Here is a 23,508-nt window from a genome sequence, read left to right on the forward strand (position 1 = left end):
CCCGCAACGGCGACTGCACGATTCGCCTCAGTTATTCAGCATCATCATTGCGCGTTCGGATGGCAATCGCGGCCGCCTTATCGATCGCTAGGCGCCGCGCCAAAATCAGATTGCGGACGGTGTCTCGAAGCGGCAACTGCACAGTATCCTCGGCAGGCACCCCGGCGAGCAACTGTCGCAGGCGAGTGAATTCGGCATCCACCTCAACACCCGCAACAATCGCGAGGTTGCTGATGTACAGCCAGATGAGGAGAGCGAGAGCTCCGCCGAGCCACCCATAGACGCGATCGTAGTTCGCAATCGTCGAGACATAGAAGCCGAAAGCTGCGGTAGCGAGCCCCCACGTGGCGATCGCAAACACGGCGCCGGTGCTGACCCACCGCATCCGTTCGTGACGAATATTGGGGGTGTAGTAGTAGAGCACCGCAATGATGAGAGTGAGGATGCCGCCAAGCACCGGCCAGCGCCCGTACGACCAGATCGCAACCCAGGGTTCGCCAACACCGAACTCCTCTCCGATGGCGGTCGCCACATTGGTGGTTGTGAGTAGGAGCACCGCGACCGCAGAAAATGCTACGAGCAAAAAGCCAGACAGGATCAGCATGAGTCCACGAAACTTCACGAAACGGCGGCCCTCTTGCACCTCATACACACTGTTCGATGCGCGACCGAAGGCGGTGGCATAACTCGACATCGACCACACGCTGAGGGCGATACCGATGCCTAACGCAAAGCCGGGACTGCCAATCGAAAAGAGCTGAATTAGCGGCTCATTGAGAGCCTCGACGGTGTCCTGCTGCAGCACCTCTCTCGCCAGATCCAGCACCGTATCAACGGCCTGCTCTTTGCCCTGCCCCAGCGCGAATGCCGATACCACTGTCAACGCGGCCGGGAAGATCGCGAGAGCTGCAAAGAACGCGAGGGTCGCAGCGGAGTCGATGCCCCGATGCCGCATGAAGCCGTGATACGCGCGCCGAAACACGTAACGCCATTCGCGGCGGGCCTGGGTGAAACTGAACGAGCTAGTCGTGTTACCCGCGGCGCTCGGGCCCCCGGTGCTGGCGGCGGCGCCGGTGCTGCTATCGCGCTCAGTCATGCGAGAGATACTTTCGGGCGAACGTCGGCAGCACTAGCCACAGCAGCAGGGCGAGCGTTGCCGCGAGCGCACCAGCCGTAATGCCGGCGGTTCGCCCAACGACGACGTCGAAGATCAGCATTGCGGTGCCAGCAACAGTGAGCGAGACCACTACGAGCGTCACTTTGAGGAGCCGGTCGGATACCGTCACGAGTTGGGGTTTAACCTTGCGCCCAAAGAGCGCCCGGTGCAGACTCACGGGCGACAGGGCGAGGACAGTAGCGAGTACTGCGGCCCCGACGAGGGTCAGATAGAGAACCACTTGATAATCATCGAGTTCGGTGAAGCGGGACTGAAATGCGAGGGTGAGAAGGAACCCGGTGAGGATCTGGGTGCCAGTCTGGATGACGCGAAGTTCTTGAAGAATTTCAGTCCAGTTGCGGTCGCTGCGCTCGGTGACGGTTTCGTCGCGGCCGTCGCGGCCTGCATCAGCACCTGACTCATTCACGTTCATCCCGCCAGCTTAAACGAAACTCGCTCATAGCAGCGTGACGCGGCTTACTACCTTTTTAGTAGCCGACGCGCTCCACTGGCGGCCGCAGCAGCGCGCGAAGTTTGGATGCCTCAACCTTGCAAAAGTCGTTGAAGCAGATTTCGTGGTGCTTGTCGGTCAGCCGCAGCCTTGCTCTTGGCAATGACCGCGGCTACGGCATCCTAGAACATCTGCTCAGTGATCCATTCCGGCACAAGGAGCATCGCCGTCCAGTCGAAGAACTAAACTCCAGACCATGCGTGAACCAGGGTTTTCGATACGACGAACGGATGCTGCCGACTGGCGCGAGGTTCGTGATCTGCGGTTGGAGATGCTGGCCGATACCCCCATTGGTTTTGCCGAGCACCTCGAGGATGCTCTCAGCGCTACGGAAGCGGAGTGGCAGCGGCGCGCTGTTCGCGGACAGAACTCGTTGAGCATCGCCGTCGCAGCAATCACCACCGACGGCAGGTGGATCGGCACGATGGGCTGCTATATCCCTGACGCCAAAACGGGCCCGCTTCTCGTGGGGGTGTACGTCACACCCGATTTTCGCGGCCGGAAAGCTGGCGTGACGGATGCCCTGCTCGCCTCTATCGAAGAGTGGGCTTCCCGCTACGGCAGCACCCTCACGCTCGGTGTGCACGAAGACAACGCTCGCGCTCGTACCGCCTACGAAAATCGCGGCTTCACCCTGACACGGCACACGGTTCCGTACATTCTTGACAAGTCGCGGCGCGAACTCGAGATGATCAAGCAGCTGTAGCGCGCGATACCGGTCCTGTCGTCGAGCAGCTAGTGGGCGAGCGGCGGAGTGCGCGGTGGCGCGACCCGACGGCGCGAGACCGCTTCGTAGGCGACGCCAAGGCGCAGCAGGTCGAGGTCGGAGTACGCGACACCGGCGAAGGTGATTCCCACGGGCATCCGGATGTCGCCCATGAGCCCCATGGGAACAGTGACGGTCGGTATACCCAGGTGTCGAATCGCGAGGTTGCCGTTCGCGACCCAGACGCCGTTTCGCCAGCCGGCTTCTGCCGTGGCAGGGTTCGTGCCCATATCGGCGGCGCCCACGTCGGCGACCGCGGGAAAGGCGACCGCGTCGAGCTCGTTGGCGCGCATCCATTCTTCGAGGTCGATGCGACGCGTTTCTTCGAGACCGCGCACGCCCGCTTCCAGTTCGGGGATGTCGGTGAAGTGGTCGTACGGGTGGTCGCGAACCTGGGTCGGGTACACGGCGATGTCGTCTTCGAAACCGTCGTAGCGGTCATGCGGGGCGCCGGGCACACTCGGGAAAATCGTGCTGCCGTCAATACCGACGATCGTGTCAAAGTTCGGGTCGCCGTTGGCCTGCAAAAAATCTTCCCACGCCCACGCCGAGAGGTCGACGATCTCGCGCTTGAGAAACTCTGGGCTCACCAAACCGCGGGTTGCGATCGTGGGTGCCCCCGCGCGATCGGCTTCGTAGTTCGAGACGGCCGGGAAGTCGACATCCACCACCGTCGCACCGGCGGCTTCGAGATCACGACGCGCTTGCTCAAACAGGGTGAGGATGCTCGGGCGGGTGTTGATCGCGGTTCCTGTCGGGCCGCCGACTCCGCGCGTGCCCGAGCCCGCCTCCGTGTCGCGGTTGATGTACATCCGGGGAACGCCGAAGCGCTTGCCCACCAACGGCAGCTCCACTGCCTCAGCCGCCAATGACAAGTATGTCTCCGGCCGCAGGCTCGACGCCGCCGGAATCTCGACCCACGGCTGCGAGCGCCAAAAATCACCCCGAGTGTCATCGTCGTCGAACACGATGACGTCAAGCACGGCGAGAAGGTCGGCCATGGTGCGCGTGTGCGGCACGACGACATCCATCGTGGGAACCAGGGGCCAGTTGCCGCGCACCGAGATGACTCCTCGCGAGGGCGTGTAGGCGCAGAGTGCGTTATTGGACGCCGGTGCCCGCCCGCTCGACCAGGTTTCTTCCGCGAGACCGAAGGCGGCAAAACTGGCGGCCGTTGCGGTGCCTGATCCGTTCGATGAGCCCGAACCATACGCCGCCGTGAGGAAATCAGCGTTATAGGGGCTCTCGGCGCGACCGTAGACGCCAGGCTGCATTCCGCCATTGGCCATCGGCGGCATGTTGGTGAGGCCGAGGCAAATCGCACCGGCTTGGCGCAGTGCACCAATAGTGGCGGCATCGCGCATCGCCCTCAGCTCAGAGAACGCTGGGCTGCCAGCCGCCGCTGTCAGTCCACGATGCAGGTAACTGTCCTTCGCCGTGTACGGGATGCCGTCGAGCGGTCCTCGCAGTGAGCCGGCGGAGCGCCGGGCATCCGATTCCCGCGCTTCGGCGAGCGCTTCAGGATTCGGCACAACGACGGCATTGAGCAGCGGCCCGTTGCGGTCGTAGCGATCGATGCGCGCGAGGTAGGCGGTGACGAGTTCTTCGCTTGTGAGGGTTCCGTCGGCGAGCGCCGCCTGCAGCTCGGCAATGGAGGCGTCGACAACTTCGAAGGTGCTCATACGATTGTTCCCGGTTCTTGCGCGGCAGCAGCACCGTCTGCGCTCACACTAACCCCGGGCATTTTCGGCTGCTGCTGCGTGATGCAGTGGATGCCACCGCCGCGGGCGAAGATCTCGCGAGAGTCGACCATCTGCACGGTGCGGCCGGGATACGCTTCGGCCAGAATTTCGGCAGCGCGAGCATCCGCCGCCTCATCGGCAAAGCCGCCCCCGATAACGCCACCGTTGACGACGAGGTGATTGACGTAGCTGTAGTCGACGAAGCCGTGATCGTCGCGCAGGATGCTCGGCGCGGGTAGCTCGACGATTTCGAAGGCTCGACCGGCGGCATCGCGCTGGCCTTCGAGAGCCTCCCGAATCTCGGCCATCACCTGATGGTCCGGATGCTCGGGGTGGGGTTGAGCGTGCAGCAATATCCGCCCCGGCGACGCAATAGTGGCAACGATATCGACGTGCCCGTTGGTGCCAAAGTCGTCGTAGTCGCGGGTGAGACCGCGCGGCAGCCAGACAGCATGAGTTGCCCCGATCGTGCGCAGCATTTCACTCTCAATGCGGGCGCGATCAGCGAGCGGGTTACGGCGCGGGTCGAGTTGCACCGTGTCAGTCAGCAAGACGGTTCCTTCGCCATCGACGTGCAGTCCGCCGCCCTCCGCAACGAGCAACGAGCTGACAAGCTCGGCACCAGCAGCCTCCGCGACGATCCGCGCGATCTTGGCCGACTGTTCCCACTCAGCCCAAGCGGGAGCACCCCAGCCGTTGAAGATCCAGTCAACGGCGCCGAGCACTCCCGGCCGCGCATCGTCGAGCACGAAGGTGGGCCCGATGTCGCGCATCCAGAACTCATCAAGGGGTGCCTCGAGCAGCTCGATACTGCTGGCGAGCATCCGCCGGGCGCGAAGCATTTCGGTCGGGTCGACGACCATCGACACCGGCTCGAACTGGGCGATGACGTTGGCCACATCAGTCCACGCGGCATAACCGAGTTCGCGTTCGGCATCTGTCGCACCGAGCGTTTCTCCGACGCGCGGGAACGCCATCCAGGTGCGCTCGTGCTCGGCAGTTTCGGATGGCATTCTCCAGCTCATGGCTAGCCTTTCGAGGATTCGATAATGGATGCCGCGAGCCGCTGTCCCACGCGAATGGCACCGTCAACGTGTTGGTACCCTTCAGCCGCAAGGTCGCTTGAACCAAACTGAATCGGCCCGACCGGCTCAAGCTGAAGCGCCCCATACCGGGTGAGGCCGCCGAGGTCGAAGCTCGCGGCATAAGCACCGCGAGTCCACTCTTCGGAGGCCCAGTCGCTTTCGTAATACACGGCTGGGGTGAGTGCTTCGTTGCCGTAGTAGGTGGCGAGCGATTCGAGGATGCGCTGCTTGCGTTCGGCAGGGTCGAGCGTGAACAGTTCGTCGGCCTTCTCCCCCGACACAAAGCCCACGAGGGTGCCACGATCTTCACCGTGGTTGGTGTTGTCGTACGCCTCGTGCACGATTTGGTACGGGCTGAAGGCTGTACCGGAGAGCCCGGCCGCGCGCCAGAACGGAGTCGCATAGGTCGCGTGCACCTTGATCACGAGACCGAGGGACGAGTGCTGCTGCATTTGTTGACGCAGGCGTGGAAGCGCGGGAACGTAGTCGATTCGGTCGTAGAGGTTCGGTGGCACGGCAACAATTACGTGGTCGGCACGCACCGTGAGATCGTCACTCGCGACGATCGCGCCAGTCGCATCCCACTCGATCGTGCGGACGGGCTGCGAAAGCCGCACCACATCAGGGCCCAGAGCTTCGGCCATCCGCAGCGGAACCTGCTGAAGGCCACCAACCACGCGCTTGTCGAGAATGAAGTCAGCATCCACCAGGTTGCTGAAGCTGCCAGCGCTGGCCGCCATGAGCAACGCCTGCAACAGCGAGAACGAATGAGCGGGCTTGGTGAGCATCGCCTCGGCAACGAACAGGGCGATGTTGTCGATCGCTTCGGCATCCGTGCTCTGGCTTTCGAGCCACGCGCGGTATGAGATGCGGTCGAATTCTGCGGCCCGCGGATGCTCCCACGGAGCTTCAAGGTCGAGCTCAGCCACGAGGGCATCGAGCACCGAAATCAATCGGGTAATCTCGGCTTCGGTCGCGGCCCCCGCCGGAAAGATATCTCCCGTAAAGCGACGCGCAACGCCGTCGCTCGACACATAGACGCTCTCGCCTTCGCGATAGCGCTCGTAGGTTTCTAGGCCGAGTTCGGCGAGTGTTTCGATGAGCGCTGTCTGGTCGGGGGAAACCCACTGACCGCCGATCTCGACCATTTGACCCTCTACGAAGTCAGTCCAGAGTCGCCCGCCAATCCGGTCGCGTGCTTCGAGCACGATGACACTCTTGCCGGTGCGGACGAGCGCCCGCGCTGCGGTGAGCCCGGTGGCGCCTGCTCCGACGATGACGACGTCTCGGGTAATGGTGTTCATAGGCTCCATTATTTACCACCTGTTCAATAAGAGTCAAGAACGACTACACTGCGAAGATGGCAGCAGGCACAACTCGACGACGAAACGCCACCGAGCGAGCATCCGAAATCCGCGACGCGGCACAGGCTATCGCCCTGACTCGTGGCCTCGCCGCAATCTCGCTGCGCAACCTCGCCGCCTATTGCGGAGTCACCGCACCCCTCATCACGCACTACGAGCCCAGCATGGAATCCCTAGTCGCCTCGACCTTCGCGTCGATTGCGGAGAAGGAAATTGCCGAAGTCGAGCGTCACGCTCTCGCGCCCGCCGAACCGCTCGATCAGATTCGCGCGCTCATTGAGGCCATCGCAGATCCCGCACGGGATAACGTCGGCGAAGTCTGGACCGATGCGTGGAGTCTCGGCCGTCGCAACGAGCCGCTCGCCGAAGCCGCCCGTCAGTCGATGGATTCCTGGCACGCGCTCGCGATCGGCATCATCCGTGCGGGTCAGAATGCCGGCCAGTTCGCCACCGTGAGCCCCGAGCGTGCTGCGCTCGTGCTTTTCGCTCTCGTGGATGCTACTTCCGCCTACCAACTCGTGAACTTCCGCAGCCGTGAGACCCGCGAGTCCCTCGTGCGCGAAACTCTGGAGGACATGCTCGACGTGTCGCTGGGCTAATTGCGCGCACCCCGTTAGCTGCGAAAGTGCCGAATGCCTCGAGAGATTCCTTGTACGCCATACCGAGTCTCGCTTAAGCTAGGGGAACGGAGGGGAGTAGTCCCCGCGAAGCTCATCGTCATTACGGTCGTGTCATCATGGCCCGGTGCAGCTAGGGCCTGAAAAGGCTCGACGAGACCTCCAGAATTTCTACATTCTGGAGTTGTTTCATGAACGTTCCCCTCTGGGCTTGGCTCGCCGTTGTCGGCGTCATTCTCGTGATGCTCGCCATCGACCTGATCGCCCATCGCACCGCCCACGTCATTGGCGTTCGCGAAGCTGCAGCGTGGTCCGTCGTCTGGGTAGCTTCCGGCGTTACCTTCGGTGGCATCATCTGGTGGCTATTTGGTGCCGAGTTTGGCCAGCAGTACTTCGCGGGCTTCGTCATTGAGAAGTCTCTCGCCGTCGACAACGTGTTTGTCTGGGCCATCATTTTCACGGCCTTCGCCGTACCACCCCAGTTTCAGCACCGGGTGCTGTTTCTCGGAGTTATCGGCGCTCTCGTTTTCCGCGGCATTTTCATCGCGGCCGGCGCAGCACTGCTCAGCAGCTTCGCGTGGGTGCTGTACGTGTTCGGGGCCTTCTTGGTGTTCACGGGCATCCAGATGCTGCGCAAACGCCACGAGCACTACGACCCGGAGAAGTCTGTTGTGCTCAAGATCTTCCGTCGCCGCGTACCCATGACGGATGCCTTCTACGGCCAGAAACTTGTCGTGCGCAAGGCGGGCGTACTGCTTGCCACCCCGCTGCTAGCCGTGCTGGTGCTCGTCGAGATCACTGACATTGTGTTTGCCGTCGACTCGATCCCGGCCATCTTCGCCGTAACCGACGAAGCCTTCCTCGTGTTCACCGCCAACGCATTCGCGATCTTAGGTCTGCGCGCGATGTACTTTCTGCTCGCTGACCTCATGCACCGCTTCATCTACCTGAAGATCGGGCTTGCTCTCTTGCTCGTCTGGGTCGGCATCAAGATGCTCCTCCTCGACGTGTACTACATCTCCACGACCGTGTCGCTCGGCGTGATCTTCCTCATCTTGGCAACCTCCATCGGTGCCAGCCTGTGGGTTACCCGCGGACAACCACGCCACGCGATCGAGACCCCCGCGGGTGCCGGATTCCGGATGGCGACCGACGACGAACTCGCCGAGGTCGATATGCCGCGGTCAACGCAGTCGCGCACTCGCGTGAGTTAGCGGTCGTGCGTGATCGTGCGCCGGCAACAACCCGCAGTTCTCGGGCATCCGTCACAAGGTCGCTACAGCGATCAGAGCGGAGTCGGGATGATCTGGTGAACGAAACGAGCTTCGGTGAGGATGCGGCGGCGGGCGAATACCCAATGCCCGTCTTCGCGAACGTAGTCGTCGTCGTATCGAATCAAGAAGTTGTGAGAGAGATCAAACGGCAGTCGTTCATTCTGATGAAAGTCTTCGTAAATGTGGTGGGCAATGCAGTAAACCTCGCCTGATGCTCGATCGCCATCAACGTTTATCTGCTGGGTCGTTACTGAGTGCAATGTCTTCTTGTAGCGCTTGAGCTGATCCTCGGGAATGCGGAGCACATCGTCATAACCCCGGGGGAGAGATGATCCGCTTTCGAAAACTACATCACGGGAGAAGAGTGATCGCCAGGCCTCAACATCGTTCTTGTCGAGGGCCATCGCATAGCGATGGGAAAGATCTCGGACGGCGAGTTCGTCGAGCAAAGTCTCAAAGGAGCTCACGGCACCACCTTCATTTGATTTTTGCTTAGCAGCAACTTGTTCGGACTTTTGCACCCTAGCAGCCGAGTTTTGGTCGACGCGTGAATGCCACGATCAACGTACTCACATTGGTGATCGTTCTATCCCTCTGAGCATTCCGCACACACAAAAAAGCCCCGCATTCACTAGGAATGCGGGGCTTTTCTTTGGCGGTACCGGTGGGATTTGAACCCACGGTGCGCTTTCACGCACACAACTTTTCGAGAGTTGCACCTTCGGCCGCTCGGACACGGTACCGGGAGAGAGTTTAGTACAGATAACGGGGGCGTGCGTTCACGCGTTTTTGCGCATCCAGTTGAGCGTGTGGGTCAGAAGCGCCAATCCGATACAGATCGCGCCAAGCTGCATTAGCCCGGGAGCGATGGCGATCGCCACTTGTGCCCAGTCAATGCCGGAGGACGAGGAGCTACCGAATCGGTAGTAGACGGCATACACCCAGGCTTGGATTCCGCCGCCAAGCACCATGCCGACACCACCGATGACCCAGAGCACATAAATCCAAGGGCTGCGAGCGAGGCTTTTACCGCGGGTAACCGGGGTCGATTCGGCGAGCGCGCCCGCATCATCCACATAGTGCGATTGCGGAGTTGGACCCCACTGCTGTTCGAGTCCGAGCCCAGCTCCAAGAGGGCTGGCTGGCTGCTCAGAGGGGTGCGCAGTTGTTGCCGCTGGCGATGCTGCCCGTTCTGGCGCCGATGCCTGGTTGCCTCCAGCGGCCACGGTTCTGGCGGGGCGCGCAAATTGCACATCGGCAACATTGTCGCGAAGGGAGTCGACGGTGCGCGCAGCCCGCACCGCGTCGGCGTGCGCTCCCTGGCCACCTTCGGCGTAACCGCGTTGGAAGGCTGGGTCGAATCGAGGATCAATTTTCTTGTCAGTGGCCACGGTGCTCCCTTGTTCGTGTTCCATCGTAGGCACGAACCCCCAATAAGTCGCGCATTCCTCATACAATGTCCCCGTGTTAGAGCATCGGATGGCCGGTTGCTAATGCAGCTCGCCCAGCGTAGGTTCAGCTTCGAGAGAACAACTAGCCGGCGCCATACCCCCGGGGGTATGCTCGACTAATGAGCACCGCCACCACACACCACCCCCGCCGCATCCTCGTTATCGGTGGAGTTGCCGCCGGAATGTCCTTCGCCACCCGCATGCGCCGTCGCGACGAGCACGCCGAAATCATCATCTTCGAACGCAGCGGTCACGTCTCTTTCGCCAACTGCGGCCTCGCCTACTACCTCGGTGGTGTCATCACCGAACGCGACAACCTGCTACTGCAGACCCCCGCGAGCCTCGGCAGCCGCTTCGGCCTCGACGTGCGCGTGAACCACGAAGCCACCGCAATCGACCCCGCCGGCCACACCATCACGGTGCACAACAGCGCCGACAACACCACAACCACCGAGCACTTCGATGAACTCGTCATCGCCACAGGCGCCAGTGCAACTCTCCCCGCAATCCCCGGCAGCGACCGGATGCTCGTGCTCCGCAATATCGAAGATGTTGACGCCCTCCACTCTTCCCTCGGTGAGCTCGACCCCACGACCGCGAACGTCGTCGTCTTGGGTGCGGGTTACATCGGCATCGAGATGGCCGAAAACCTCGCCAAGCGCGGCCTCAAGGTCACTCTTGTGCAGCGCCCCGCCCACGTGCTCGCTACCCTCGACGCCGAAATGGTCACCCCGGTGGAAACCCACTTGCGTGAGAATGGCGTCGACCTCCGGCTCGGCACCGAAGCAGTTGCGGTGCATGACTCAAGCGTCCAACTCAGTGATGGCTCTAGTGTCGCGGCAGACGTTGTCGTCGCGGCCGTCGGTGTGCGACCGGACAACGTGCTTGCCGTTCACGCCGGCCTCGCCGTTGGCGCTGCTGGCGGCATCCGCGTCACTGCTGGCTACCAGACGAGTGCACCCCACATTTATGCGGTCGGCGACGTTGCAGAGAAGGTCGGTGCGATCAGCGGCGAACATGAACTCATCGCCCTTGCCGGCCCCGCAAACCGAGACGGTCGCTACCTTGCCGACACCCTCGCCGGCGATCACGTGCACTCCAAGCCGGCTCTCGGCACCGCCATTGTCGGCGTCTTCGATCTCACCGCGGCAAGCCTCGGCTCCACCGAGCGCGCACTTCGCGCAGCAGACCGCAACATCCGCGTCATCCACACCCACCCGGTGTCGCACGCTGGCTACTACCCCGGCGCAGAATCACTCTCACTCAAGCTCATCATTGACGCAGACACCGACCTCATCCTCGGGGCCCAAGCAGTGGGACGCGATGGCGTTGATAAGCGAATGGATGTTCTTGCCACCGCCGCAAGCGCGGGGCTCACCGCCAGCTCCCTCGCTGACCTCGAGCTCGCCTACGCGCCGCAGTACGGCTCAGCCAAAGACCCGATCAACCACCTCGGCTACGTCGTCAAGAATCTGCGCGACGGGCTGAGTGCCTCAATCCAGTGGCACGAAATCGATGCCGAGCGTGACGCAGGCAGCCTGCTGGTGGATGTTCGAACCCTCGCCGAATTCGGGCGCGGCGCCATCCCCCACGCCGTCAACATTCCTCTCGACGATCTGCGCAGCCGCCTCAGTGAGCTCGGCGATCACCGCGTGATCGTGCACTGCCAGGTCGGACAGCGCGGCCACACCGCCGTGCGCATTCTCGCCCAACACGGTTATGACGCCGTCAACCTCGATGGTGGCTACCGCACTTGGGCCGCCGCCACCGCCTAGTTTTCCCCACAACCAACCGAGTAACCCTTAAGGATCGAACCATGAACACCGTTACCACCCAAACACTTTCCGAACTTGCCAACCCCGTCATCATCGATGTGCGTGAACCCTACGAATACGTCTCAGGGCATGCACCGACAGCAGCAAGTATTCCGTTAGGAGAACTTGTCGCCCGCGTTGAAGAACTCGACCGCGATGACACGGTCTACGTCATCTGCGAAAGTGGTGGACGCAGCGCGCAGGCCGTCGAATGGCTCAGCACTCAAGGCTTCGATGCCGTCAACGTCGAGGGCGGCACCTCGGCCTGGCGCAACTCCGGCTTGCCCGTCAAGAAAGAGAGCTAGCCATGACAAGCACCATCACTCGTGACGAGGTCGAGCCGCCAACCGGACACGATCCCGAAGCGATGCGCAAAGTCATGAACCGACTCAAGCGCGCCGAAGGACAACTGCGGGCCCTCATCGAATCAATGGGACCAGAGTCCAACTGCAAAGACGTCGTCACCCAGCTGGCAGCCGTGAGTAAAGCGCTCGACCGTGCCGGGTACATGATCATCGCCAACGCATTGCAATCCTGCGTCGTCGACGATAAGGATGGCGAAGGCAGCCACGACGGAATGACCTCAGACGACATCGAGAAACTCTTTCTCAGCCTGGCCTAACAGCACGGCACGGCGCTCCTGAACTCACAGAACCGAGCGAGTGCCCTGCGGTGTCAGTCGCCGCGCCTAGGGTTGAAGCATGGCCCGAGCTGTAAGTAATTTTCGCTGCACTGAGTGCGGCTGGTCGAGCATCAAATGGGTTGGCCGCTGCGGTGAATGCCAGCAGTGGGGCACCGTGGTCGAAGCTGGTGCCGCCACCGGAATCACCAAGCGAGTGGCCACCGTTGCGGTGTCCGACGCCAGCGGCGCACGATCCATCACCGAGATCGGTGCCGAATCCGTCGCGCACTGGCCAAGCGGCATCAACGAGTTCGATCGCGTGCTCGGCGGAGGTGTCGTTCCCGGCGCTGCCATACTGCTGAGCGGCGAACCCGGCGTCGGCAAATCTACCCTTCTGCTCGAAGTCGCCTCCCGGGCGGCAGCATCCGGTCAACGCGTGCTCTACGTGACGGCCGAAGAGTCTGTCAGTCAAGTCCGTCTGCGTGCCGAACGCACTAACGCGCTTCACCCCTCACTGTTCCTTGCCGCAGAAACCGACCTCGGTACCATCATCGGCCAGATCGATCACGTCAAACCGCAACTGGTGATCGTCGACTCTGTGCAAACAGTCGCCTCCGCCGCCACCGAAGGCATTGCCGGTGGCCCCTCGCAAGTTCGCGAAGTCGCCTCCACCCTCATCCGGGTCAGCAAAGACCGCAACCTGCCCGTTCTCCTCGTCGGCCACGTCACCAAAGACGGCACCATCGCCGGCCCCCGCCTGCTGGAACACCTCGTGGATGTCGTTCTGCAGTTCGAAGGCGACCGCCAGACCGCCCTTCGCTTCGTTCGCGCGCACAAAAACCGTTTCGGCTCAACCGAAGAAGTGGGTTGCTTCGAAATGACCGGCGAAGGCATCGCCGAAGTCTCCGACCCCAGTGGCCTCTTCCTTTCCCACGCTCGCCAACCCGTGAGCGGCACCTGCGTCACCATCGCCTTAGAGGGCAGACGCGCCCTACCCGTCGAAGTCCAAGCGCTCATCGTGAAGTCGCAAGCTCCGCAACCACGACGCGTCGTCAACGGAGTCGATGCCTCACGAGTTGCGATGCTGCTCGCGGTGCTCGAGCGGCGAGCGGGAATCCCCCTCTCCGGATTCGACGTCTACGTCTCCACTGTTGGCGGCATCCGTGTCACAGAACCGGGAGCCGACCTCGCCATCGCGTTAGCTATTGCCAGCGCCTACAAAGACAAAGCGTTTGCTCCAGCAATGGCCGTCGTTGGCGAGATCAGCCTTGCCGGTGAAATTCGGCCAGCCTCGTCAGCTAAGCAACGACTTGCTGAAGCGGCCAGACTTGGCTTCGGCACCGTGATCGACTCTGAAGCTCTCCATGTGCGCGAAGCCCTACGCCTTGCCTTCGCCGGGGCGACCGAAGAGCGCGTGCAGATCCCCGAGTTCTAAGAAAACCATTCACGCCACTCCCCCAGCACGCAGCAACGGCGGCCCATCCGAGGATGAGCCGCCGTTGCGACGCTAGGTGATGAACTGTTGGTTAGCCGAACAGGGTCCAGAGACCCCAGTCCTCTACGCGCCAGCTGATCCAGCCGTTCTCGCGCTGCAAGCTCACCAGAATCGAGTCACGCTGACCGTTAGATGGCTTCACTGCGCGACACGCGAATGTCTCGCCGATCAGTACCGGTGGAGTGGTTGGACAGTCAAGCTCAATGTTTGCGCCCAACGCTGCAGCCTGCGCCTGGACCGAGTTCTCGATCTGCGTACTGAAGGTTTGAGGAATAAGGGAAATAACCAGTCCAGGAAGAACCAGCATTCCGATTACCAGCGAAACCACTGTTCCCGACCAGGTAGCGATCGGAGCGATTCCCTTACCGGTCTCACGCATCGTGCGGATGCCGCGAATAACCAGATAAACCGGTGCAGTCAAGAAAGCCCACGCAGCATTCGCTGGACGTTCGTGACCCCATACCTGCAGTAGGAGGTTGTCGTAGGCGGCAAGACCAAGAACGACTACGTACGGTGCGATCCACACGACGAGCAGCAGCGGCAAGTTATTGCCGAGGCCCGCAAACGCGATCAAGAACATGCTTGTCAGAAGCTGCACAAGAGGCAGGATTGCGATAAGCCACACAGCCGCGTTGTAGGTGCGGTGTTGGCGAATCTCGCGCGCTGGTGCTTCTTCTTCTTCAGCGTAGGCGCTGAGGGTGGATGCGCCAGGCATCGTGTTCGCGTGGGCAGTTGCCGACTTGGGGAGCAGCTGAGGCTCTTCCGTGCGGTTCTCGTCGACAGGCGCTTCAAGTTCGCGCAGTGTCATCGCGAGCAGAGGCTGAGCGCTCAGTTCGTCATGAACTGGTGCCGTCTCTGGCTCCGGCTCACTGCGAGTCTCGGTGACGAGGTACTCACCATTGACGTTGCGCTCCCGATCACGCTGTTCACGTCGCGACGGAAGTTCATCCGCGTCGTCGTCGTAGTCGTCATCGGCGAAGGCCAGTTTGGTGCTTGGCTGCACGACAATAGGGGCACGAGCATCTGAGGTGTGTTCAGTCCAGGCTTGGGCATCCCACCAGCGCAACTGGGGTAAACCCAAGGGGTCTGGGTACCATCCCGCTGGCACACCGAAACTGTTGTCTTCCACGTTGAACAGAGTAACCGTCACAGACGACTGATAGAAAGCCCTGTTTATAACATTGATGTTCGGCCCTAGCTGTATGTAACCCGAAAGAGTGCCGAAATGGGCCCAAAATGGACCAATTTGGGGCCATTGCCCCCTGAACTGGGACGTCTACCTCAGATCGGCAAACACCAGAAAGTTAACGCAGCTGTGACACAGTCGCGTCGGCAATCACGAAAGTGTTAGCGCATCCACGATGTCATCGGGCGAAGCCTGCATGGTGTGAGGCCCAGCAACATCAAACCAGACAGATTCAATCACGCCGCGATTGGTCTCGAGGAAACCCAGCAGGTCCTCCGCTTGGTAAGCAACGACCTGATGGTCGGATTCTTCAGGAAGCATCGCGACATACGTCTCTACCGACGAGAACAGCAACAGCATGTACTTGTCGGCCTCCCCGCGTCGGAAAACACGCACTTGGGCTGCGTCGTCTTCGCGGTCGCTGAGCATTGGCACGATCACGCGGTCGTTCCGGAGCGCCAAAGCGACCGCGAGCGGGTCGCCAGTCTCTAGCGCCTGCGCGAGCATGGGCGAACTGAATTCGGCGCTCTGCGCCGTTGAGGATGAAGAATCCATGACTAATCCTGGCTAGTTCAACAAGAACTGCTTGGTGCTTTCTGAAGAAATGTCCCCAACGGAGACTTCGAGGTGATAGCTCGCACCGCCGGCCGAAACCACGGGACGATCCGACTCACACGTGTCGGTGGCGGACCGGGTGCGATCCCATTCGATCGAGCTGGATTGAACGGGAACACCCGGTTGCAGGATAACCGTTGTCGCTTCGCCACCGGTCTGGCAGTGCTTGGAGTTCCAAATTTCATCACTGCCACTAGTGATAACAAATTCTTGGATGTCGCTGCCCGCGTCAACAACGCACGGTTCCGTCATGGTGCTCTTGAGGGAGAACGACAACTGAGGCTTTTGACCCTCGGCATAGCTCGTAGCATCGGTGATCGCTTCAAGCGTGAGCTTGGCTGGGTCACAAATCACTGAACCAGTGGAATCGGTGGCGGCGGGAGTGTTCGACTCTGCCGCTGTAGTCTCACCTGGCCCGTTGGCGGGATCAGTTGACGCCTTAGGGCCGAAGACGATCAGCAAGATGATTACGATCACGGCAAGGAGCCCCAGCCCGAGGATCAAGCGTCGGCGCCAGTAGACGCTGCTTGACTGCGGGCCGACCGGATTCCGAAACGTCGACATACGGTAAGGCTAAACGTCTCGGGCCGCTAAAGGCGCTTCAGCATGCGCGTGTTGCCGAGGGTATTGGGTTTCACACGGGAAAGATCAAGGAATTCGGCAACTCCCTCGTCGGGAGACAGCGACAGTTGGGCAAAAACGGCCGGATCAACAAGCTCTTCGATGACGGGCTCAAAACCGTGGCGGGTAAAGAAAGCGGTCTCAAACGTCAGGCAGAACAGCCGTTCGAGGCCAAGAGTGTAGGCATCGCGCTCGATCTGATCGAGCAGTGCGTGGCCGACACCACGACCAAGCCACTCGGATGCGACAGCCAACGTTCGCACTTCGGCTAAGTCTTGCCACATTACGTGCAGCGCCCCGCATCCGATCACCTGGCCCTCAGGAGTCACCGCAACACGAAACTCTTGCACCGCTTCATAGAAGACGACGAGGTCTTTGCCGAGCAGGATCCGTTCGTTGACGAGCGGTTCAACGAGAGACTGAATTGCCCGTACGTCGGCGGTAGTCGCGGGGCGAACGCTGAAGGTGGTCACGGAATAAAGGTACCGCTGCTGGCAACCAATTCTCCGCGTTAACGACGAAGTGGCTGGGCCGACACCTTTCGGTGTGGCCCAGCCACTTTTCGCTAGGGGTGAGGTTTAGGCCTCGACCTCAGCTGGTTCCTTTTCGGGGAGACCAGGCTGGCGGCTGGTGGTGAACACGAACTGGCTGTCAACGAAGTCAACGTGCACGTGGTCGCCGGCGTTGAGTTCGCCGTGCAAGATCTTCTCACTCAGAGCGTCTTCAACTTCGTGCTGCACTGCGCGGCGGAGCGGTCGCGCACCAAGGGCGGGGTCGAACCCGACTTCGATGAGGCGCTCCTTGGCGGGAACAGTGAGCTCGACGGTGAGGTCGCGATCCATCATGCGCTCGGAGAGTCGCTTGATGAAGAGGTCGACGATCTGCAACAGCTCTGGCTTGCTGAGCTGCGGGAACACGATGGTCTCATCAACACGGTTGAGGAACTCTGGCTTGAAGTGCTTTTTGAGCTCTTCAACAACCTTGCCGCGCATGCGGTCGTAGCTTGTTGCCGAGTCACCTTCCACCTGGAAGCCCATCGGGCCAGCGGTGATGTCCTTGGTGCCCAGGTTGGTGGTCATGATGATGACGGTGTTCTTGAAGTCGATCACGCGACCCTGGCCGTCGGTCAAGCGACCCTCTTCGAGGATCTGCAGGAGCGAGTTGAAGATGTCGGGGTGAGCTTTCTCGATCTCATCGAAGAGCACAACACTGAATGGCTTGCGGCGCACCTTCTCGGTGAGCTGGCCACCCTCTTCGAATCCTACGAATCCGGGAGGGGCACCAAACAGTCGCGAAACGGTGTGCTTTTCGCCGTATTCACTCATGTCGAGCGAGATCATGGCCGACTCGTCGTCGAACAAGAACTCGGCAAGGGCCTTAGCAAGTTCGGTCTTACCGACACCGGTCGGACCGGCGAAGATGAACGAACCACTTGGGCGGTTGGGGTCCTTGAGGCCAGCACGCGTGCGGCGAATGGTCTTGGAGAGAACCGAGATGGCTTCTTCTTGACCAATGACACGCATGTGGAGTGCCTTCTCCATGAAGATGAGTCGGCTGGACTCTTCTTCAGTGAGCTTGAAGACGGGGATGCCGGTTGCTGCTGCCAGAACTTCGGCAATCAGACCTTCATCCACAATTCCACTCGCGCCAACGTCGCCCGACTTCCACTGCTTCTCAAGGCGAAGACGCTCGCCGAGGAGCTTCTTCTCTTCGTCGCGCAGGCTAGCGGCCTTCTCGAAGTCTTGGTCTTCGATTGCGCCCTCTTTTTGGCCACGAACTTCGGCGATCTTGTCGTCGAATTCTCGCAGCTCAGGGGGTGCGGAAAGGATGGAGAGACGCAGACGTGCGCCCGCTTCATCCAGAAGGTCAATGGCCTTGTCTGGCAGGAACCGGTCAGACACATAACGGTCGGCAAGGTTTGCTGCAGCAACAATGGCGCCGTCGGTGATGGACACCTTGTGGAAGGACTCGTAGCGGTCGCGGAGCCCCTTCAGGATGTTGATGGTGTGCGGAAGGTTAGGTTCGTGAACCTGAACCGACTGGAAGCGACGCTCTAGGGCGGCATCCTTCTCGAAGTGCTTGCGGTACTCGTCGAGAGTCGTTGCACCAATCGTCTGGAGCTCGCCACGAGCAAGCAGCGGCTTGAGGATCGAGGCAGCGTCGATTGCGCCCTCAGCGGCACCAGCACCAACGAGGGTGTGGATTTCGTCAATGAAGACGATGATGTCGCCGCGGGTGCGGATCTCCTTGGTGACCTTCTTGAGGCGCTCTTCGAAGTCACCGCGGTAGCGGCTACCAGCGATGAGCGAACCGAGGTCGAGCGAGTAAAGCTGCTTGTCTTTCAGAGTCTCGGGTACGTCACCGTTAACGATGGCGATCGCGAGTCCCTCAACAACAGCGGTCTTACCCACGCCGGGTTCACCGATGAGGACAGGGTTGTTCTTGCTGCGACGGGAGAGGATCTGCATAACGCGTTCCATCTCCTTCTCGCGGCCGATTACGGGGTCGAGCTTGCCGTCGCGAGCCGCCTGAGTGAGGTTGCGGCCGAACTGGTCAAGAACCTGCGAACCCTTATCGGGAGTCGCATCGTTGCCACCAACAGCGACAGCCTCTTTGCCCTGGAAGCTTCCGAGGAGCTGGATGACCTGCTGACGAACCTTGTTGAGGTCAGCGCCGAGCTTCACGAGAACCTGGGCAGCAACGCCTTCGCCCTCACGGATGAGGCCCAACAGGATGTGCTCTGTGCCGATGTAGTTGTGGCCGAGCTGCAGCGCTTCGCGCAGGCTCAGCTCGAGTACCTTCTTGGCACGCGGCGTGAAGGGGATGTGACCGGTCGGCTGCTGCTGACCCTGGCCAATAATGTCTTGCACCTGCTCGCGCACGGAGTCGAGTGAAATACCCAGCGACTCGAGTGCCTTAGCGGCAACTCCCTCGCCCTCATGAATGAGGCCAAGCAAAATGTGCTCTGTGCCGATGTAGTTGTGGTTGAGCATCTTGGCCTCTTCTTGGGCCAAAACGACTACACGACGGGCGCGGTCGGTAAATCTCTCAAACATCTCTTCACTCCTTTGATACCGCTACGAATTCGGTACCGATGTAAAGAGACTAACCAGTGAAATCGTGAAATAGTCCGGTGTTCGCCCTAGGCGTGACTGTGCTGGGCTACTGCTCACGAATGCACGCGCCGGGGCCGGGGCTGATCCACGAACATCACTCGCACTCACTTAGAAGTCAGGGATGCACTGTCCAGCGGCAGCGCCATCCAGCAGCGTGACGCCGCTCGCCTGCACCGCGTCAAAGAGTGCTTGATCGTCGTCTGTCTTCTGGACGGTTCCCTCGCAGGTTGAGGTGTGGAAGTAGAACTCTCGGTCGAATGAGAAGTATCGGAAGTCCATCCCCGCGAGCTGAGAAGTGAGTGCGGCAGCAGCGACAATCGCAGGCCAATCCTCCTCGCGGTACTCGCTGGAGATAATCTCCACCCCGCGACCCTGCAGCGCCGTTTCGTCGTCGGACCAACGCACTCCTCCGCCCTCGAAGTCGCTAGTGTCACCACTCGAGTTGGAGGGGAGCCACGCATTTATGAGCAACGGGAAGAACCTACTGATCCCCTCGCTGAGGTCCACCACTTCACGCGGTGGGAGCGAACCTGACGATTGCAGTCCAGGGAAGGACCAGAGCTCAAAACTTTGCCTGCCGGCACGCGAGAGCGCATCGCCCGGGTTTCCCTCAACGGGCGAAAGTGCTGCGAGCGCGTCGTAATTGTCAGAGAGGTGGTGCAGCAGTTGAAGCGGATGCATATTGGACGGAGCCGAGAGCACCCGCAGGTAGCCAACATCGCCGAGGTTGGTCACTTGGAGGTCCATCCTCACATCGAGTTCCATAGCGGCGGTGATTTCACGCCAGTACCGATAGTTCTCCACGACGGTGTCACGAGGAAGGCCGAGGCCCGACACCGTGAAGCCACCGTCATCGTCACCGGGAAGCCGAATGCTGAACGAGACTGGCAACCCAGGCCCGTTGCCGTTGCCGTCGAACTGATTCAGCATCGCCGCGACGGTGCCCAGCCGATCAGCCGCGAATGCCTCGCTCACTCCGACCTCAATCGTCGCGTAGCTCTCCCACAAGCTATCGGGGGTTGCCACCCACGACACTTCGCCCACTCCCGGAATCGTTCTGATCTGAGCCAGACTGTGGAGGAAATCGCGCTGCTGCGACTCCGAGAATCCTTCGATGCGGAGATCGGATTCTGCACCACCGTCAACGGTGCATCCCCCTAGCACTGGTGCGAGCAGAGCGACAGCGGCCAGAGCGTTCACGATCCGCCGAGTAAAAGTCATGATTCAACCTTACGTTTCGGGCCCGCGAAATAGCTCCGAATCACGAGGACTGATCTCGGTTTAAGAGTACGTTTCGCGATGCAACCCAGCCTTCCCCCAAACATGGCTCTCTGGGTCCTGGCCAAAGTTAATCATTCTGTAACGTTATATAGAGGGCGTTTGGCCATAAGGTGTCGTTATGCAGGACGCACCGCACGAATCCGCCACCCTTGACGAACTCACGCGCGCGCTCGATCTCCACATGCTGCGCATCCTCGTTGCCATTCACGAAACCGGCAGCGTTTCAGCCGCGGCCCGTCGCCTCGGATTCAGCCAGCCCGCGATCACCCAACAGCTCAAGCGCAGCGAAGCCCGCCTGAACATCGCCCTAGTTGCTCGCACCCCGCGCGGCATGGAACTCACCGAAGCCGGCGCCCTTCTTGCCCGCCACGCGCCCCGCATCGACGCCGCCATCACTGCCGCCGCCAGCGAACTCACCGCGCACCTCGGTCTCGACCGCGGCGCCGTTCGCCTCGCCGCATTCCCCGCCGCCGTCGCCAGCATCATCGCGCCACTGCTCTCGCGTCTCGATCGAGAGTTTCCGGGCATCCACGTCGAATTCAGCGAAGCAGCACCGGATGCCGCCCTCAAAGCTGTTGCCGATGGTCGCGCCGATATCGCCCTCGACTACCGCTACGCGAGCGACCACACCATCACATCAAGCTCACACACGAGCGCCGAAGGGCTGCGCTCGCGCTTCTTGCTCTCCGAGAACGTGCTCGCTATCGTGCCTCGGGCCACCGCCGATCAGCTCGGGGCGTCAGCGAGTGTCGCAGCGCTTCTTCCGTTTACGTGGATCGGTGGCCCGGCAACGTGCACCGCGCAACTCGTCACCGTCGCGACCGCCCTCGGCGAGAAACCCACCCTGCGGCACGATGTCACGACAGCTGGCGCGGCGCTTGCGCTCGTGGCATCCGGAATCGGCGTGACGTTCCTCTCAGAACTCGCCTTGGCCACCACAGCCCTGCCCGACGGCGTCGTCGCCCTCGATTTACAACCCAAACTTCGTCGACGCATCTATGCGACAACGCTCGACGACTCAGCCGACACTCCCAGCATCGCAGTGGCACTCCGGCTGCTCGCCATGCGAGAAGTGGCCCGGAAAACCAGCAGTGATCGCGCGGCACTGTCACAGCACTCGCACCTCCAACGCGCGAAATTTTCATCCGCACCCTTCACCCCTCCTGTAACGCTCACCGAAAGGCACGAACTTCGCATGAGATCTACTAACTCCACCCTGGCCAAGGGGGCTCGGGCCTCCACCGTCGCCGTCGCCGCCTCGGCCCTCTTGCTCGCGGGCTGCGCCACCTCGAACGCCCCCACCGGCGATGGCAACATTGACACCATCACGGTTGCCCTGCCCGGGTCTCTCTCGAGCCTCTATGTTGGCGCCGAGAGCGGCATCCTCAACTACTACATTGCCTCCATCACTCAAGAAGGCCTGGTCTCGATCGACGCTGACGGGGCCCTACAGCCTGGCCTTGCCGAATCGTGGGACCAGCCGGATGACGTGACCTACGTTTACGAACTGCGCGACGATACCATGTTCCAAGACGGCACCCCGGTGACCGCCGATGACGTCGTGTTCAGCCTCGAGCAGGCGCGCGACGAAACCAGCTCGCCCGGCCTCTCGTACTACTTGGGCGGCGTTGAGAGCGTCGAAAAGACCGGCGACCTCGAAGTCACCGTCACGCTCTCTGCCCCCGACGCAGCATTCGCCGCCAACATGAGCACGGGTGGCGCCGCCTTCATCACCTCGCAAAAGTTCTGGGAAGAGAACAACGGCGAAGTCGGCACCAGCAGCGCCCTGCTTCTCGGCTCAGGGCCATACAAGGTCACCGAGTTTGTTCCCGACTCCCACGTGAACTTCGAACGCGTAGATACCTGGTGGGGCGACCTTCCCGAAGTGAAGAACATCAACGTGAAGTTCATTCCGGATGAGGGAACTCGCCTTCTTGCCGCCCAGTCTGGCGACATCGACGTGGCCTTCAACGTTCCGCTCGCGCAGTCGACCCAGTGGGAAGACCTCAGCAACATGCGTGTCGACTACGTGAACGACCTCTCCTATGTCGGCATGTACTTCAACACCGCGCTCGAGCCGTTCAACGACCCGAAGGTGCGCGAAGCGTTCGCCCACAGTGTTGACCGCACCACGATCGTCGACAAGTTGCTGCGCGGTCATGGCGAAGTAGCCACCGCAATTGCTACACCCGAATCCCTCGGAAGCGTCTACAGCGCTGACGATGCTCGCGACCTGCTCTCGACCATCCCGCAGTACCCGTTCGACCTCGACGCGGCCGCCGCAGCACTCGCGGCCTCCGATCACCCGGATGGCTTCGAGACCGACATCCTGTTCCCCTCCACTGGGCCACAACTCGGCACCGCCGCTCAGTCGCTCGCCGAGAACCTCTCCAAGATCGGCATCACGCTGAACGTGCGCGAAGTTCCGATCGAGGAATGGCTTGCGAGCCTCGAACAAGACAGCAGCTACGGCGTTGGCCTCATGTGGTACTTCTCCACACTGGGTGACCCCGCCGAAGTCTCGACCTACATGCTCGGCGACTACAACATCTCGAACTACGAGAACCCCGAAGTTCTCTCGCTGTTCGAACGTGTCGGCGCCGAAACCGACCAGGCTGCCCGCATCGACCTCCTCATCGAGGCCGAAACGCTGCAGGCAGAAGACATCATCAGCGTTCCGCTCTGGTGGGGACAATCCGCAACCGCGTTCTCGAACGACATCGACATGAGCAACTACAGCTCATTCGCGTTCATTTCGTCGTGGCCGACCCTGCTCACTCCCGCTGGATAAT

At 61.2% G+C, this 23,508-nt stretch carries 21 protein-coding genes and 1 tRNA gene; 8 read left to right on the forward strand and 14 right to left on the reverse strand.

Annotated elements, in window-relative coordinates; translation table 11 throughout:
* Nucleotides 1-31 precede the first annotated feature (31 nt).
* Together AC1ENN_RS12270 and AC1ENN_RS12275 are read right to left on the reverse strand one after the other, a co-directional pair.
* Nucleotides 32-1,096, reverse strand: a complete 1,065-nt coding sequence (locus tag AC1ENN_RS12270) for a YihY/virulence factor BrkB family protein (protein WP_480406149.1) — start codon at nucleotides 1,094-1,096, stop codon at nucleotides 32-34.
* Entirely contained in the window at nucleotides 1,089-1,589 is a 501-nt protein-coding gene (locus AC1ENN_RS12275; protein ID WP_480406150.1) for a DUF6328 family protein, read from the reverse strand. Before AC1ENN_RS12275 ends, AC1ENN_RS12270 begins: the two co-directional genes overlap by 8 nt.
* A gap of 274 nt (nucleotides 1,590-1,863) precedes the next feature.
* Here AC1ENN_RS12275 and AC1ENN_RS12280 point away from each other — a divergent pair, with 274 nt between their 5' ends.
* Nucleotides 1,864-2,373, forward strand: a complete 510-nt coding sequence (locus AC1ENN_RS12280; RefSeq protein ID WP_449647512.1) for a GNAT family N-acetyltransferase — start codon at nucleotides 1,864-1,866, stop codon at nucleotides 2,371-2,373.
* 29 nt (nucleotides 2,374-2,402) lie between these two features.
* Here AC1ENN_RS12280 and AC1ENN_RS12285 read toward each other — a convergent pair whose 3' ends face one another.
* Genes AC1ENN_RS12285 through AC1ENN_RS12295 form a run of 3 tightly spaced genes read right to left on the reverse strand, consistent with a single transcriptional unit; the run spans nucleotide 2,403 to nucleotide 6,564 of the window.
* Nucleotides 2,403-4,115, reverse strand: coding sequence for an amidase (locus AC1ENN_RS12285; protein WP_480406151.1), 1,713 nt, complete (start codon nucleotides 4,113-4,115; stop codon nucleotides 2,403-2,405).
* Entirely contained in the window at nucleotides 4,112-5,200 is a 1,089-nt protein-coding gene (locus tag AC1ENN_RS12290) for an agmatine deiminase family protein (RefSeq protein ID WP_480406152.1), read from the reverse strand. The genes AC1ENN_RS12285 and AC1ENN_RS12290 overlap by 4 nt, the downstream gene beginning before the upstream one ends.
* Before the next feature lie 2 nt (nucleotides 5,201-5,202).
* Nucleotides 5,203-6,564: a flavin monoamine oxidase family protein gene (locus AC1ENN_RS12295; protein ID WP_480406153.1), complete on the reverse strand. Its 1,362-nt coding sequence runs from the start codon at nucleotides 6,562-6,564 to the stop codon at nucleotides 5,203-5,205.
* 56 nt (nucleotides 6,565-6,620) lie between these two features.
* Between AC1ENN_RS12295 and AC1ENN_RS12300 the strand changes: the two genes are divergently transcribed.
* A complete protein-coding gene (locus tag AC1ENN_RS12300) occupies nucleotides 6,621-7,223 on the forward strand; it encodes a TetR/AcrR family transcriptional regulator (RefSeq protein ID WP_449647516.1) in 603 nt (200 codons plus the stop codon).
* A 209-nt stretch (nucleotides 7,224-7,432) separates the two neighbouring features.
* Nucleotides 7,433-8,455, forward strand: a complete 1,023-nt coding sequence (locus AC1ENN_RS12305; protein WP_480391305.1) for a TerC family protein — start codon at nucleotides 7,433-7,435, stop codon at nucleotides 8,453-8,455.
* Nucleotides 8,456-8,526: 71 nt separating this feature from the next.
* Here AC1ENN_RS12305 and AC1ENN_RS12310 read toward each other — a convergent pair whose 3' ends face one another.
* From AC1ENN_RS12310 to AC1ENN_RS12320, 3 genes are all read right to left on the reverse strand, one after another.
* Nucleotides 8,527-8,982: a nuclear transport factor 2 family protein gene (locus AC1ENN_RS12310; protein WP_449647518.1), complete on the reverse strand. Its 456-nt coding sequence runs from the start codon at nucleotides 8,980-8,982 to the stop codon at nucleotides 8,527-8,529.
* Between the two features lie 186 nt (nucleotides 8,983-9,168).
* Nucleotides 9,169-9,258: transfer RNA gene (locus tag AC1ENN_RS12315), tRNA-Ser, on the reverse strand.
* A gap of 36 nt (nucleotides 9,259-9,294) precedes the next feature.
* Nucleotides 9,295-9,906, reverse strand: a complete 612-nt coding sequence (locus tag AC1ENN_RS12320) for a hypothetical protein (RefSeq protein ID WP_449647519.1) — start codon at nucleotides 9,904-9,906, stop codon at nucleotides 9,295-9,297.
* 179 nt (nucleotides 9,907-10,085) lie between these two features.
* Between AC1ENN_RS12320 and AC1ENN_RS12325 the strand changes: the two genes are divergently transcribed.
* From AC1ENN_RS12325 to radA, 4 genes are all read left to right on the forward strand, one after another.
* Nucleotides 10,086-11,741, forward strand: coding sequence for an FAD-dependent oxidoreductase (locus AC1ENN_RS12325; RefSeq protein WP_480406154.1), 1,656 nt, complete (start codon nucleotides 10,086-10,088; stop codon nucleotides 11,739-11,741).
* A gap of 41 nt (nucleotides 11,742-11,782) precedes the next feature.
* Nucleotides 11,783-12,085, forward strand: a complete 303-nt coding sequence (locus AC1ENN_RS12330) for a rhodanese-like domain-containing protein (RefSeq protein ID WP_480391324.1) — start codon at nucleotides 11,783-11,785, stop codon at nucleotides 12,083-12,085.
* 2 nt (nucleotides 12,086-12,087) lie between these two features.
* Entirely contained in the window at nucleotides 12,088-12,402 is a 315-nt protein-coding gene (locus tag AC1ENN_RS12335; protein WP_449647522.1) for a metal-sensitive transcriptional regulator, read from the forward strand.
* A gap of 79 nt (nucleotides 12,403-12,481) precedes the next feature.
* Complete coding sequence (gene radA, locus AC1ENN_RS12340; RefSeq protein ID WP_449647523.1) at nucleotides 12,482-13,837, forward strand: DNA repair protein RadA; 1,356 nt, start codon at nucleotides 12,482-12,484, stop codon at nucleotides 13,835-13,837.
* Nucleotides 13,838-13,928: 91 nt separating this feature from the next.
* On the opposite strand, the gene AC1ENN_RS12345 is transcribed toward radA, so the two are convergent.
* The 6 genes from AC1ENN_RS12345 to AC1ENN_RS12370 form a co-directional block, all read right to left on the reverse strand.
* Complete coding sequence (locus AC1ENN_RS12345; protein WP_480406155.1) at nucleotides 13,929-15,047, reverse strand: DUF2510 domain-containing protein; 1,119 nt, start codon at nucleotides 15,045-15,047, stop codon at nucleotides 13,929-13,931.
* Nucleotides 15,048-15,233: 186 nt separating this feature from the next.
* A complete protein-coding gene (locus AC1ENN_RS12350; RefSeq protein WP_449647525.1) occupies nucleotides 15,234-15,638 on the reverse strand; it encodes an SseB family protein in 405 nt (134 codons plus the stop codon).
* Nucleotides 15,639-15,650: 12 nt separating this feature from the next.
* Nucleotides 15,651-16,262 carry a hypothetical protein gene (locus tag AC1ENN_RS12355; protein WP_480406156.1) on the reverse strand — a complete coding sequence of 204 codons (612 nt, stop codon included), beginning with the start codon at nucleotides 16,260-16,262 and terminating at the stop codon, nucleotides 15,651-15,653.
* A gap of 26 nt (nucleotides 16,263-16,288) precedes the next feature.
* On the reverse strand, nucleotides 16,289-16,792 hold the full coding sequence (locus AC1ENN_RS12360; RefSeq protein ID WP_449647527.1) for an amino-acid N-acetyltransferase: 504 nt from the start codon (nucleotides 16,790-16,792) through the stop codon (nucleotides 16,289-16,291).
* Nucleotides 16,793-16,897: 105 nt separating this feature from the next.
* Nucleotides 16,898-19,375, reverse strand: coding sequence for an ATP-dependent Clp protease ATP-binding subunit (locus tag AC1ENN_RS12365; RefSeq protein ID WP_449647528.1), 2,478 nt, complete (start codon nucleotides 19,373-19,375; stop codon nucleotides 16,898-16,900).
* A gap of 168 nt (nucleotides 19,376-19,543) precedes the next feature.
* Nucleotides 19,544-20,656, reverse strand: a complete 1,113-nt coding sequence (locus AC1ENN_RS12370) for a hypothetical protein (RefSeq protein ID WP_449647529.1) — start codon at nucleotides 20,654-20,656, stop codon at nucleotides 19,544-19,546.
* 178 nt (nucleotides 20,657-20,834) lie between these two features.
* Here AC1ENN_RS12370 and AC1ENN_RS12375 point away from each other — a divergent pair, with 178 nt between their 5' ends.
* Complete coding sequence (locus AC1ENN_RS12375; RefSeq protein ID WP_480406157.1) at nucleotides 20,835-23,507, forward strand: ABC transporter substrate-binding protein; 2,673 nt, start codon at nucleotides 20,835-20,837, stop codon at nucleotides 23,505-23,507.
* Nucleotide 23,508: the final 1 nt, after the last annotated feature.

The sequence above is a fragment of the Rhodoglobus sp. G.S.23 genome (assembly GCF_056675935.1).